Source organism: Undibacterium sp. Ji42W (assembly GCF_049340405.1).
Classification (GTDB): domain Bacteria; phylum Pseudomonadota; class Gammaproteobacteria; order Burkholderiales; family Burkholderiaceae_D; genus Undibacterium.
The window spans coordinates 124280-138291 of record NZ_JBMPOV010000006.1 but is presented as its reverse complement, the minus strand read 5'-3'; the positions used below and the strand labels follow the sequence as shown (position 1 = coordinate 138291).

Below are 14012 nucleotides of genomic sequence, written 5' to 3'. Positions count from 1 at the left end.
TCATCCAAAATTTATCTACTGCGTTTACACTAGCAGGATGAATGCTACCGCCCCTCAATTTAATACCATGTTGTTGACCCGCCAGAATATGCTGTTTTTGACGCTGGCAGTATTGCTGCACCTGTTTGTCTTGTATGGCCAGGACAGGAACGTGATGCCAGACAAGCCACGATTGCAGGAAAACCCCATCGCAGTACAATTCAGGGACATCCCAGAACAGACAGAGCAAAAAACCGTCAGTCCCGCCCTGAAATCAGGCCCACAAGCAGCGCCTGAAGCAAAACCGCCCGCTGCGGTGAAAAAGACAGTGACGCCTCTGGTCATCCCTGAGCCTGAACCCGCCCCCGCCCCCGCCCCCGAACCAGCTCCTGTAGCACCTGTTGAAGTCAAGGATAATACGCCTGTACCAGCAACCGAGACCAAGCCTGAAGTCAAGGCAGAGGAGGCCAGCGGTACACCTGGCCAGGACAGCAGCAATACCGAGGGGCCACAAACCTATCCTGTGCGTGCCCCCCAGACTGGCACGATCACCATGCGCATCGTGCGTACTGAACCTAACCGCAGCCCGGTTTATGGTGATGGCGAGATTAACTGGGAATTCAAGACTGGCAAATACAAGATGAGCATACAAGCCTCGCTGGACTTGTTATTGACTTCGGTTAACCTTTACCAGATGCGCAGTGAAGGCCTGATTGATGTGTATGGCATCACACCCGCGACCAGTTCAGAAAAACGGCGTAACCGCAGTGAGACCGCAACGCATTTTGATCATGAAAAGAAATCTGTCAGTTTTTCTTCTTCGAATAAAACGGCAGACATAAAAGATGGTGCCCAGGATAAGGCCAGTTTCATCATGCAACTCGCAGGTATTGGCTATGCCGATCCTGATAAATTCCAGCCTGGCCGCGAAATCCGGCTGCAAGTGGCTGAGGAACGTGATGTCTCGACCTTTGTCTTTGTCGTGACGGCCTATGAAGAAGTAGACACCAAGGCAGGCAAGATCATGGCCTGGCATGTGGTACGGCCACCACTGCCTGGTTCTTACAACTCCAAGCTCGAAATCTGGCTCTCTCCGGACCAGAATTGGTACCCGGTACAAATACGCAATACCGAAAGTAATGGCGCTGTGACGACACAGACCGCTACCAAAATTGTCACTGTCGTCAATATGGAAAGATAATCATGCGCATATCAACTAGTAAATCAAGTCGCCCACCATTGAGCTTGTTCATCCCGCTGTTGCTGACATTGGGCCTTAGTGGTCAATCCATGGCGCAAGGCCAGGACGCTACCATCAAATATGCGACAAAACTGCCACCCCCGGTGGAGCTGCAATACAGCATCAAGGCCAAACAAAGCGGTTTGCCACTGAGTGGTTCAGCCTTGGTCAAATGGCAAATTGCCGACCGCAAGTACAACATCATTACAGAAACCCATGCCATGCTGGTGGGTAAAATCCTGGATGCCAGCAGCCAGGGCAATATCGATGACTATGGCCTGGCACCTGACAAATTTGTGGAAAAACGCTTTCGCAAACCCGCGACCACCACCAGCTTTGAGCGTGACAGCAAAACCCTGCGCTTTAGTGCCTCAACTGAAACCTATGTATTGAAAGGCGGCGAGCAGGACAGGACCAGCGCCAGTTGGCAACTGATCGCCATCGCCCGCGCCGCTGGTGAGGCTTTCAAGGCAGGTTCAGAATGGAAGATGCTGGTTGCGGGCCGCAGGGATGCAGATCCCTGGACCTTTAAAGTGCTGGGCTCAGAAAATATCAAAACGCCTATGGGGGACATGGTCGCTATCCATGTCAGCAAGGCACCGCCTGCTGACTCTAAAGACCAGCAACTGGACTTATGGCTGGCACCCAGCCTGGAATGGTACCCTGTGCGGCTGAAGTTCAGCGATGCTGATGGCGATTTTGTTGATCAGGTTCTGGAAAGCGTGAAAAAATAAGCGCCACTGATTCCACGTTCATGCATTCCACCATCATTCATCTTCACTTGTCGCTGGCTTTAACTACGGTCACCGTGCATTCTGCCTCGGCCACCACTTGTGAAGACACACTGCCCAGGTAGCGGCGCAAGGCTGAGCTACCGCGTGAACCGATGATGATGTGATCAACCTGGTTGCTGCGTGCATAATCCACGATGGCAGTTGCCGGGTCAGATGCTTCCAGCACATGGAAGGTGATCTTGTCCGGATTCAGGTTCAGCGGCCTGGCCCAGTGCTTGAGTTCGACCAGTTGTTTGACGTGGATGTTTTCGCCCTGCTGTATCAGGCTCTCGTCCATGCCTATGCGGCTGACCTTGCGTATGGTCAGGCAGGCCAGACGTGCGCCAGGTTCGGTTTGCAACATACGTCTGGTGATGTTGCGCAGGCTTTCTGCCAGCGCTTCTGAACCACTGGTCAAATCCAGTGCGGCAACGATGAAAGGGGCGCGGGATATTTGGTCTGCGGCACTCTGCGATAAAGCAGGCTCTGCCCCGGCAACGTGAAAGCGCCGTTTGAGTACCGACAAATAACCATCCTGCGCCTGCTTTTCTGCCCGGGCTGTCAATTGCAACTGATCAGGATTTTGCAATAAAAAAGCCAGCTGGGCGGCGGTATCAAAGCGGCCCTGCGGCTCTACCTCCAGACAACGCAAGATAATTTCCTGCAACCAGGGCGGTAAATCACTGCGGTGACTGCGCGGAGGTATGGGGTCACGGTACAGGCGCTTCTTCAAACCGGATACGGAGGTCGGATGCCCAAAAGGCCGTTGCCCGGTCGCCAGGTGGTATAGCAACACCCCTAGAGAAAACAGATCACTGCGCGGTTCATTGCGCACACCCAATACCTGTTCGGGTGAAATATACGGACCAGTGCCCATAGGCAGGCGGAATTCTTCATCCAGCAGATCGGGTAATCTGTCATGCCGCGACAGACCAAAATCGATGAGCACCGCCGTACCTTCAGGGCGGAACATGATATTGCTGGGTTTGATATCAAGATGAATAACATGCTGCTTGTGCAGATCCTGCAAGGCATGCGCGACCTTGATGCCTATATCGACCACCTCTGCCACCGCTAAGGGCGCTTGTTCAAAGCGGCTGCGCAAGGATGTGCCGGCGATTTGCTCCATGACGATATAGGGCTGGGCATCAAAATCACCTGCACCAAAATAACGTGGCACATGGCGCCCCTTGAGCTTGGGCATGATCATTTGCTCGACTTCAAAAGCGACGATGGCGGTAGGGTCGTCGGTTGCGTACAGCAGCGGCACTTTCATGATCAGAGGCAGTTGCTCCTCATGGGCGGACACAAGGCGATCACGCAAATCCGTAACCCGCCACAGGGCTGCCATGCCACCGGTATGCAATTTTTCTTCGAGGCGATAGCCATCGAATTCCATGCCGCTTTGCAGCCGCTGATGCTGATACGCGTGCTCAGTCATCGTGACAGTGCCCGCTAATTGCCATGTAAGAGCCTGTGTCCCAGAGCTGCTGGCAAGCCTGCAGCAATGATTTTCTGGCAGGCTTTTTCAGTGTCGTAAGGAACGCGGTAGTAAGTCAGCACCTGGCTTTCGGTATCGAAAGTCGCATAACAGGCTGCCGGATTGCCATCGCGTGGCTGACCTGCCGAGCCAGGGATAACCAGCCAGCGCCTTTGCCTGCTCAGCGGTATGCCCTCTTCAGGCGCTGGAGTAAATTCACCGGTCTTGCCCGTCAGGCTGATATGGAACAGGGAAGGCATGTGCACATGCCCGCAAAAAGTAATGCTGGCCTTGGTCGCATGCATGCTGCGGGTGGCTTCCATGACACCGTCTATATATTCCCATTTCTCCGGTGCCCAGGCATTGGCATGCACGAACAAGATGTCTTCCCACTCTATGCGGTAAGGCAGTTTGGCGATGAAATCCAGTTGTTCAGCATTCAGTTGGTCACGCGTCCAGTCCACCACTTTTCTGGCAATCGGGTTCATGCCCTGCCGATCACCCGGCAACACGCCTGCATCATGGTTGCCTACCAGTGCCCATGCGCCCTGCCTGACATACTCCATGACGGTGTCGAGCACCCAACGGGGATCAGCGCCATAACCGACCAGATCACCCAGAAAAGCATAACGGTTAACTTTATACTTTTCTGCATGCGCCAGGCAAGCCTCAAGGGCTTCGCGGTTGGCATGCAGGTCGGTGATGATGGCAATCAGCATTGATGGATTTCATTCATGGTGTGTGCAGCTATTCTAAGCCAGCAAGTTAACAGCAAGCTTACAAGTCAAAATTACAGGTCGAAATTACTGCGGCGGTAATACTCATAACCACGGGCACGCAAAGCACAGGCCGGACATGTACCACAACCATGCCCCCAGGGATGCATATCGCCGCGCTGGCCGAGGTAACAGGTATGGGTGTCTTCACGTATCAGGTCAACCAGGGCGGAGCCGCCCAGTTGTTCTGCCAGTTGCCAGGTTTGCGCCTTGTTGATCCACATCAGCGGAGTCTCCAGCTTGAGACGGGTATTCATACCCAGGTTCAGCGCCACTTGCAGGGCTTTCATGGTGTCGTCACGGCAATCCGGGTAACCGGAAAAATCGGTTTCACACATGCCGCCGACCAGCACATTCAAGCCACGGCGATAAGCCAGCGTGGCTGCCGTCATCATGAACATCAGGTTACGGCCAGGGACGAAAGTATTCGGCAAGCCATTCTCTTGCATTTCTATGGCGATATCTTCTGTCATGGCCGTATGAGAGAGCTGCGAAATCAAGCCCAGGTCTATCATGTGATCTTCACCGAGGCGGCTTTGCCATTCAGGTGAAAACTGGCGCATTTTTTCTATCAGCACAGGCCTGACGCTGAGCTCTATGGCATGGCGCTGGCCATAATCAAAACCTATGGTTTCTACATGGGCATAGCGGGAAAGTGCCCAGGCAAGGCAGGTAGCAGAATCCTGGCCGCCACTGAACAACACCAGTGCCCTGTCTTTAGTGGTTAAATTATTCATAAATGAGGGAAAATAAAGGTTAAGCCATTGTAAAAGAATGAAATACTTTGTGTATCAACTAGTCTTGATGTTATGTTTCTGTTGCAAAATATGCTGAGGTCAGCTCACGCATTGCAATCCCGCATCATAAGCCAGGACTCTCTCGTGCAAGCTCATGAGTTTTTATAAAAAATTTCTTTCTTCTTCCATATTGTCTGTCATTGATCAGGGCATGCTCAGCGCCTTGAATTTCGTCATTGGCATTTTGCTCATGAATCTGGTGGCCAAGGACGACTATGGCCTGTATGGGCAATTGTACGCCGGTGGTTTGCTGGTTGGCCTGATTGTCGATTCCTGGATAGCCGGCCCGCTGACTACAGTTGCACCATCGGTCCACGGTGACACTCGTAAATCCCTGTTGCGTCACTACTGGTATAAACAGGTGTTCTGGACCCTGGCGATAGGCTCACTGGCCTTTGTGATTGTGGAATTCGTCCCGGCGGCAACCCATTACAGCAACAAAAGCTGGCTGCTGGGCGTGGTATTTGCCACTTACCTGTTTGGCAATGGCATACGTGAATATGGCCGTACTGTGGGCTTTATTCAATCCGACATTATTTCTGTGTTGCGGCAAGATATTTTATATGTGGGCCTGGTCGGCATAGGCCTGGCTTCCCTCTATTTCAGCAAGCATTTTGACCTGGTCACGGTGTTTGCGCTACTGGCTGCCTCTTCCTTCCTGTGCACGCTGGCCAGCCGCCAACACTTTCTGGCACATACCTCTACCGATGTCGAAGCCCATGCAGAAGAAGAAATCCGTCAGGCCATCAATGACCATCAGGAGACCATCTCAGGCCATGGGCGCTGGGCAGTGTCTGGCGTCATCGTCGGCTGGCTATCCAATTACAGCTATGTGTATCTGTCCGGTGCCTGGCTGGGGGTGGCGGCGATTGCCGACCTGAATGCATCACGCCTGATGCTGATGCCCATACCGCTGGCAGTGGCAGCCTGGTCGCGGGTAGCCAGGCCGGAAGCCAGCCGCCTGATGGCAGAAAAAGACTGGCATGGCCTAAAGCGTCTGACCCTGTTTTCCATCGCCGGTATAGAACTGGTGGTACTGGCCTATGTTGCCCTGCTCCTGACCGGATTACCCTGGCTGGAAACCCATGTCATTAGCGCCAAGTACAGCGGGCTTGATCCCCTGGTCATGATGTGGGGTGCATATTTCGCCATTAATGCAGCACGCTGGGTGGGCACATCCTGGTTATCCAGTGGCGGCGCTTACAAGCAAATGTTTTTCCTCGGCAGCGTGACGCTCAGCATGGTGTTACTGATCACCGCCTTCAGTATCCCGCGCATGGGGGCACAAGGGGCAATCGTTGCCCTGATCGTCGTCGAAATATTTGAACTGATCGTGGTCTGGCGTTTTATTCTGCCACGTCTGCAGAAACAGGCTTAGCATTATTGTCCAACTCAGTAATGGCATCAACATGCTGATGCGGGGAAGCAGATGCAGGCATGGCAGCAACCCGTGCTTGCGGGCGGCAACTGAAGCGGTGCAGCAAATGCCCGCTGATGAAATCGACCAGGGCCAGTTGTGACCAGCGTGGCGTGAAGGTATGATCAGCCCCGCTAAAGAATTTCAGACTGATACGCTCACTCTGCCCCAGCAATTTTGCATGCCTGCCACATTGTTCGGTCATGACATCAACTGCCGTATCACTGGCCTCATAAATTAGCAGCAGCTCCGCACCACGGGCTTCGAGGTTCTTGAAATTACGCGCCACCTGACCAAGAAAGAGATTACTGTGCATCAGACGGGTGCCCAGGGATTGCCATTGTGTGTGCAAACGCTTGCCTACGCGGCGCAATAAATTACCAGTGATCTGGCGAAAATCCACTTGCCCTTTAAGTACGCGTTTCCAGGTATCACCCCTGGCCATGGCATGCACATAATAATGGGTAGATTTGATGGTAGCTTTCTTGCGTGCATCTATGGTATCGCCCGCACGCCAGCGATAGGTCAGCTGGTTCATGAGCACCAGACCGCTGACACGTTCATCCCTGAGTCCACTCAGATAAGCCATATAGGCACCGGAGCATAAACCTGTCAGCACAAAAGACGGGCTATGGTATTTGCCCTGCATAAAATACATGGCGCTACTGAGATCATCGACACTGGATGCGGCATGGACGTCGTTTTCCTGGTCGTCCGGAGTAGTCCTGCTGTAACCTATACCAGACTTGTCAAAACGCAGTACATAAAAGCCCTGGCCGGCCAGGCTACGCGCCAGTGTGACATACAGGCGGTGATTGCCAACCCTGTGATTGGCGCCGATATTACACAGGATCACGGCTGGCAAGGCAAACGCATCTGCCCCGGTCTGGTGGCTGACTATGCCTGTCATGCCTTCAAACTCGACCAGTTCCTCTTCGACGATGGTATTGGCAATCCGCAGGCTGGCGATATCATTGGTCGCTGGGGCATCCCTGCTGCCGACGTCGTGCAAGGAAAAGTAACGCGCCAGCCAGGCCTGCATCTCCTGCCAGATCGCATGTGGCACTTCAGTGTCGTGCGCGTCTTCGCGCATCATCGCAGCATAGCCCGGTAATGCTGACAATTGCAGGGCATGGTCATGATGGTGCCAGGCCTGTACCAGCTTGGCCTCCTGACCTGTAATATCATCACGTTGCTGCAAAAAGACTGGCATGGCTGGCGCTGGCAGCTTGCTCAAGTCCAGCTTGCCCAGGCTGCTGCGGGTGGCTGCGCTGAATTCATAACCAGTCAGTTCATCATCCGTCACCACATGATTGGGATCTATGGTCTGCTCAGTTTCCACGTCTTTTTGCAGCGAGCTCATGCTGCGCAATACCAACATTTCACGCGCATAGGCGCGACCCGAGATGACCGGTGCCATCAGCATGAGCGCCTTGGCATCAACACTGGCTGCGACAGTCGCTGCCAGCAAGCCGCCCAGGCGCAAACCAAACAGAGCAATATGTTCTATACCCGCCATCTGGCGCAATTGTTGCGCGGCCTGGCGTATATTGTTTTGCCACAGCTCTATACGGTCACCCACTGCATCAGCCGCATCACCGGTATTGTTATAGTCAAAAAAGCAGACATCAAAACCAGCTTTTGCCAGATGCGTAGCCAGGTGCTTGTACGCCAGATAAGACACCATATACTCATGCCCGAATGGCGGGCAAAGCACCACACCACAGCGACGGCTGCCACCAGCATCGCGTATGCGGGCGGGATGGTACCAGCCCAGCATGGGAGTAGCTGCATCACCAAACCAAAAGGCTAGTGGTGTATATAAAATATCTTTGCTGGGATACTGTTGCGTTACCAAATCTGCCCCGCTAATTTACTACAGTAGTTGCTGTAGCAGTTACTGTAGTAGTTACCACACCATTTACTGCACTAGCTGTCGTGTTTTCCATAGCCACCCTGACACTAGCCAGCGCATTTTGTGCCTGCACATGCCCCGGTTTGGGGGATTTGCCGTCAATGACAGCCAGACGCACTTGCCTGCTGTTGCCAGGCGCCATATGAAAATAATTATCTTCTGGGAGCATGCCCGGGATTTGTATGCACACTGCCTGTGCTAGCTTTTGCGTACTCAGATGCAGGGTATGATTACCGTCCACATCCAAACTACAATGGGCACGCAAACCCACATCGGCCTGCATGGCAAATTGATGCCCCTGCGGGAAGTGGAAGTCATTGGCGATGATCTGCTCCCGGTCATACAAAACAGCCTCCACCACATCATGCCCGGCAGGCCCGAAGCGATAGGCATAACTGGTGTCGACAAAATGCGGCAATAAAACATAGTCCTGTACTTTGCTTACACTGTGTGCCGCCACCTGCACGGCAATACGGCCATGGGCCACACGGCTTTCCGCATGGCGGTAGAGATTCAGTTCCAGCGCTCCCTCGAACACCTGCTGCCCGTCATTGATGACGTGCAAAGCCAGCCCATTCAAGCCTTCGTCAGTGATGAGAACGGTCAACGCTGCCATGGCGCGCTTCAGATAATAATAGGCCGCCTTGGGTTTGCCATGGGCATCAATGACACCCCAGCCTGCACCTGGTCTCAGGTCACGCCAAAACCAGATCAGTGCACCATGGCAGGTAGAACCACTGCGACGCCATTCAGCGATGGTTTTCGCCATGACTTCACCGGTCGTGGTACGAGCCAGTGACAAATAGCGTTCACGCTCAGCATAGCGCAGGCTAGCTGGATTTACTTTATACAGCTCTGCCATGTAATGATCGCGCACGTCTTCAAAATCCCAGCCTGTGCCATTGTCGCGCGGTACGCCCAGTTTCCAGGCCGGATGCAAGCCTGGTGTCTCGCCATTGTTGAGCATGCCGTCAATCAGATCGTCGTCGGGCATATTCGAGAATCCCAGGCATTCCGAGGTAAAGCGTATCACGCTGCGGCGCGCATCATCGAGTGGCCGCAGATAGGCACCGACACCAAAGTAATGGGCAACGCCAGTATCAAGCTGGAAGGGCATAACACCACCACTGGGGCTGGATGGCCAGTACTGCACATCAGGCCTGTATTGCTCACACAGCGCAGGCAGGGTCTCTGCAAAAAATGCATTACGCCAAAGTTCTGCCGGCTGGCCCAGCATGGCAGCCTGTTGCTCCACTTCGCTATTGCCACAAACCACGGCAATGCAAGGTGAGCTTTGCGTACGTTGCAGGAATTGCTGCACTTCCGTCGTAATGCTGACAGCAAAAGCTTCGTCGATGACAGGATAATCCATGTTCGCAAACATGCAGTCTTGCCAGACCAGAATGCCTAGTTCATCACATAGCTGATAAAACTCTGCGGTCTCATACACCATGGTGCCGGTCACGCGCAGCATATTCATACCCGCATCGCGCGCCAGTGTCAGCATGTGGCGTAAATCATTGCTCCCATTTTGCAGGGAGATGATGTCGACAGGCGTCCAGCAGGCGCCACGACAAAACACAGGAACATTATTCACATGCAGATTGAAATCGCCATCGCGCTGATCTACCTCTATCTGGCGAAAACCAGTGCGGCCAAGATCAATGATTTGCTTATTAATTTGCTTGTCACTGGTACATGAAACATGCAGTTCCAATGGATACAGTGCCGCATCACCATGTGTATGCGGCCACCATTTTTTGACTTCATCTATCTTGCATTGACCGTGGACGCGGTACAGATTTTTATCCAGATGCTCACAATCCAGGATAAATTCGTGTTCACCAATGTTGATGGCACAGGAAGGCACGGCCTGCTGGATCTGCACAGTCAATTCAATATCCAGCACAGCATCAGTGCCATCAATCTTGCTGCTGATATTTTTACCTGTGATGCGTGCAGGACTTTGCAATTCCAGCAGAATGGGCCGGTACGGACCGACTGGCGCTACCGGTGGTGACCAGCCCGGCATACGCCCCAGCAGGCTGGTACGCACCCAGCGCAATTGCTGTTGTTCGACCAACCGGGTTTTCCAGCGCGGGCGCGGGCGGCGTTGTGCCAGTTGGGTATTCATGGCCAGGAAGCGCAAGCTCAAACGACCTTTGCCACTGATGGCAAGCGTAGCCAGATCAAGGCTGTGGGCGATGAACATATTCTCGCTACGCAAAATGAGATCATCATTCCAGTAAACTTCAACATGCGTAGCGAGGCCATCAAAATGCAGGAAGGCAGCATTGCCAGGCAAATCAAGTTCACAAAAATACCAGACATCAACCTCATCGAAATTGTCTTTGCCGTAGTCAAATTGCCCTGCAACACGTAGTGCGCTGGCGATAGTACCTGGCACCTGCGCCGGTATTTGAACCGACATTTTCGCAGGCAATGCAGAATGCAATATGGATGGCGACATCGGAGTACCGGCAGCAACTTGTACAGCATGCCAGCCAGCAGAAATCGGAATGAGTATTTCGTCTGTCATGTATGCATTCACCCGCCAGCCAGGCTGCTATCCAGCGTTGCCATGCCCTGTTGCCAATGCACCGCCAGTTGCTCTACCAGCGGGGCAAGATCAACGGCTTTTTTGCCCATGACGGCTCTGGCGGTTTTCAACAATAAGGTCTTTGTGATTTCAGAAATGGCATCAAATTCCATGGCTGCGGCATCAAACTGCAAGGGCTGGTGTTGTTGCAGCCAGCGCAAATAATGTGCGCCCAGACTAAAGCCTGCACCGAGTTGACGCAGACATGCAAACGCATAGGCATGATAGGCAGCCATACCCTGTTCTTTCAATTGCTCTACATCGCGAACAAATACCGGCAGGAACAGGCTGACAGGGTTATTGCGCGGGCGTCTGGCCAGATATTTGCGCAAAAGTGACAGAGAAATTGCGGCCAGTTCTGCATCTGTTTTTTTCTGTACATGATCAAGGCGCACGAACTCGGCAAACAGCGGCATAAAAGCAGGATCATGCGGCTTGCCTATTCTGAAGGTTTCAATGAAATCCTCGCCCTGCAATTCATGATAGCTGCTGTTATGAAAATAACCGAGCTTATGCTGCGCCAAGTCAATTTCCTGTATCGCTATCGTGGTCTTGACGTGATTCGTGCGGTAGTCTGTGCCGGCAGTATCGGGCAAATGAAAGGAGTCCGTCTCAGTCAGCACCAGGCGGCCACGGCCTAGCTGGACTGTAGCATTGCTGAACAAGCCGCGCCAGACATTGAGCTCCTGCACATCAATGCCATAAAGGGCAAACAGGTCTTCGTGCGGTGGTTTGTAAAACGTCCACTGGTCACCATCAAAATCATTGGCAAACACCATGGGCAGGCAGGCCAGCGGGTTCAATTCCTGCGCATGCAAGACCTCTATCCAGACATCGATATAGCAATTGGTTTCTGCCCAGGCACGGTCAGCACCATGCAGGGCATGTGGCTGATAGGCGCTGGCAATAATCGGATGTAAAGCGTGCAGGCTCATGACCACATCATGACCACAATATATCGCGCGCAGTCTGAGGCCAGTTCTCAGGCTGCATGCCATGCGTCTTGAACAAGGCCATGACGATGCGCTCCAGGCCAAAGCCGAGGCAGGCTGTGTGGGCCAGCTCGCCATTTTGCTGATAAATCTCAAACAGTTTGCCGAAATGATCCTGGTGATAATTGAAGGAACATACCGCCGTCGGTTTAGCTTCGGAGATCACTGGCACCAATACTTCAAACTTTAATTGCTGTTCACGCTGGTTGGCCGCCAGCATGCGGCCACCACGGCCAAAAAAAGGATCAGAGGCGACATCTGAATGCGCAGGCAAACCCAGGGACTTTAAAATATCCAGCCCGCGCTGCAACCAGATATCCCGCCACTCCACTACCATGTCAGGTGTGCCAACGCGGACAAATTCACGCACGCGGAAAGACTGCATGCGGGTAGGTTCTGGCGAGGGCTCATTCCTGAACACCCAGTTTTGCATATCCACCAGGCGCCCCTCGGCAGGAACGGTACCTGTGAAACTGGGATACACCGGGTAGCAGGCAGCAGGCGTCAAACACACTGCGGTCATGGTTTGCAGATGCGTCCACGGCCGGCCTTCGTGGACGTTTTCCATGAGTTCTTTATGCTGGGCTTCATTGCCGGTGAAACTGAAAATCGTGCCCGCCAGTTGCGGGAAAGAATCCAGGTATTCGCTGCGCTCCAGCACCTTGCGGTCGAGGCAGGGGGGAAAAGACATTTTCACAGCGCCATCGTTCACTGCCACCCGGCTGACATAGTCATCAAAACGGCGCAGCACATCTTCAAACACCGGACCACGGCCAAAAATACCTTGTACGCCTACGGGGATGATGTGCCCGGCAGCGACCATGTCATCGGTCAGGCCTTCAGGAGAGAAATCAATAGACATGAAAAACCTTTCCTAGTCGTCTTTAAGTACCAGCAGCAAATTGGCATTGGTGGCCAATATGCGGTCATTGCCGACCATGATGGCGGCTGAATGGGCATCGCGCAGGTGGCGGCTCATGCTGAATTTACTATCGTTCTTGTAGCCGAGTATGCCGCAGATGGATAAGGCCTTGGCCACGATGTTGGGCAGTGCCTGAGTGGCGTCTATCTTGAGGTTATTCATTTTCAGCGAATATCCCATCGATGTCAGCACACCAACTGCAGCATCATCTGCCACAGCCAGCGCTTCATATTCAGTCAGGCAGGCTTGCACGGACGTGCGCAGGCTTTGCATCATGCTGACCAGCTCGGCCAGGCGCAATGCTGTCGGCGGCACAGTGCCCGGATTGGCACGGGCCTGACCACGCACAAAGGCCCTGGCTTTATTGACGGCGGCTGCTGCACAACCCATCCAGCAACCACCCCAGAGCAGATGCGATACCGGCACCACGGTTTGTGCTGACATGTCACCAAAGGGGGCATCGATAATCTGCGCCACATCGCCAACAGAGCTCATGAGGAAGGGTGGGCTACAGGTGCCACGCATGCCCATGGTGTCCCAGCCACCTTTTTGTTCCAGCGTGTAATCTGCCTTGCGTACCAGAATTAATGACTGATCACTGTGGGCAGCATCAGGATTGCGTCTTGCAGTCACCAGTAAATCATCCGCCTGGGCACCGTAAGAAATCGTGGTCGCATCCTTGACCAGCTTGAAGCGCTGACCATCCACCTCCACCGCACAATGACTGCGGCGCATTTCGCCTCCAACACCGACTTCTGAAGTTACAGAAGCAATCAGATACTGGTGCTGCACCAGTTCGCGCAAATAATTCTGGTACCAGGGGTTGTCCATTGCATGGCGGACTATGCTGATCACCTGGATCTGGTGCATGGCATAAATCATGGCGGTGGCGGCACATTCGCGCGCCAGGGTTTCAACGATCTGTACCAGTTCAGTCAGGCCAACACCCGCACCACCCAACTCTGCAGGCACGTAGGCACTCAGCAATTTCTCACGCTTGAGAGCAGTCACGGCTTCGATGGGGAAGCGTGCTTCCTGATCTACGGCATGAGCATGAGGGGCGGCAAATTCTTTGGCGACCAGCCTGGCCGCCAATATCATGGGAGTGGCCGGGGTATCCAT

At 53.5% G+C, this 14012-nt stretch carries 11 protein-coding genes; 3 read left to right on the top strand and 8 right to left on the bottom strand.

What is annotated here, in order from left to right:
- The first annotated feature begins 37 nt into the window (after positions 1–37).
- Together ACO0LG_RS14575 and ACO0LG_RS14570 are read left to right on the top strand one after the other, a co-directional pair.
- Positions 38–1180: a DUF3108 domain-containing protein gene (locus ACO0LG_RS14575; protein ID WP_423027515.1), complete on the top strand. Its 1143-nt coding sequence runs from the start codon at positions 38–40 to the stop codon at positions 1178–1180.
- 2 nt (positions 1181–1182) lie between these two features.
- Complete coding sequence (locus tag ACO0LG_RS14570; RefSeq protein ID WP_423027513.1) at positions 1183–1953, top strand: DUF3108 domain-containing protein; 771 nt, start codon at positions 1183–1185, stop codon at positions 1951–1953.
- A gap of 43 nt (positions 1954–1996) precedes the next feature.
- On the opposite strand, the gene ACO0LG_RS14565 is transcribed toward ACO0LG_RS14570, so the two are convergent.
- The 3 genes from ACO0LG_RS14565 to queC all read right to left on the bottom strand — a co-directional run bounded on the left by ACO0LG_RS14565 (position 1997) and on the right by queC (position 4985).
- On the bottom strand, positions 1997–3433 hold the full coding sequence (locus tag ACO0LG_RS14565) for a protein kinase domain-containing protein (RefSeq protein WP_423027511.1): 1437 nt from the start codon (positions 3431–3433) through the stop codon (positions 1997–1999).
- A 14-nt stretch (positions 3434–3447) separates the two neighbouring features.
- Positions 3448–4191 carry a metallophosphoesterase family protein gene (locus ACO0LG_RS14560; protein WP_423027509.1) on the bottom strand — a complete coding sequence of 248 codons (744 nt, stop codon included), beginning with the start codon at positions 4189–4191 and terminating at the stop codon, positions 3448–3450.
- A 71-nt stretch (positions 4192–4262) separates the two neighbouring features.
- A complete protein-coding gene (gene queC / locus ACO0LG_RS14555; protein WP_423027507.1) occupies positions 4263–4985 on the bottom strand; it encodes a 7-cyano-7-deazaguanine synthase QueC in 723 nt (240 codons plus the stop codon).
- Between the two features lie 154 nt (positions 4986–5139).
- Here queC and ACO0LG_RS14550 point away from each other — a divergent pair, with 154 nt between their 5' ends.
- Positions 5140–6423, top strand: a complete 1284-nt coding sequence (locus ACO0LG_RS14550; RefSeq protein WP_423027505.1) for a lipopolysaccharide biosynthesis protein — start codon at positions 5140–5142, stop codon at positions 6421–6423.
- Here the strand turns inward: ACO0LG_RS14550 and ACO0LG_RS14545 are convergent.
- The 5 genes from ACO0LG_RS14545 to ACO0LG_RS14525 are packed head-to-tail and all read right to left on the bottom strand — an operon-like array spanning position 6392 to position 14012.
- Complete coding sequence (locus tag ACO0LG_RS14545; protein WP_423027503.1) at positions 6392–8320, bottom strand: serine aminopeptidase domain-containing protein; 1929 nt, start codon at positions 8318–8320, stop codon at positions 6392–6394. The two genes, ACO0LG_RS14550 and ACO0LG_RS14545, sit on opposite strands and share 32 nt — an antisense overlap.
- Positions 8321–8330: 10 nt before the next feature.
- Complete coding sequence (locus tag ACO0LG_RS14540; protein WP_423027501.1) at positions 8331–10916, bottom strand: glycosyl hydrolase 2 galactose-binding domain-containing protein; 2586 nt, start codon at positions 10914–10916, stop codon at positions 8331–8333.
- 8 nt (positions 10917–10924) lie between these two features.
- Positions 10925–11911, bottom strand: coding sequence for a DUF1839 family protein (locus ACO0LG_RS14535; RefSeq protein ID WP_423027499.1), 987 nt, complete (start codon positions 11909–11911; stop codon positions 10925–10927).
- Between the two features lie 7 nt (positions 11912–11918).
- Positions 11919–12830: an amino acid--[acyl-carrier-protein] ligase gene (locus ACO0LG_RS14530; protein ID WP_423027497.1), complete on the bottom strand. Its 912-nt coding sequence runs from the start codon at positions 12828–12830 to the stop codon at positions 11919–11921.
- 12 nt (positions 12831–12842) lie between these two features.
- Positions 12843–14012, bottom strand: coding sequence for an acyl-CoA dehydrogenase family protein (locus tag ACO0LG_RS14525; protein ID WP_423027495.1), 1170 nt, complete (start codon positions 14010–14012; stop codon positions 12843–12845).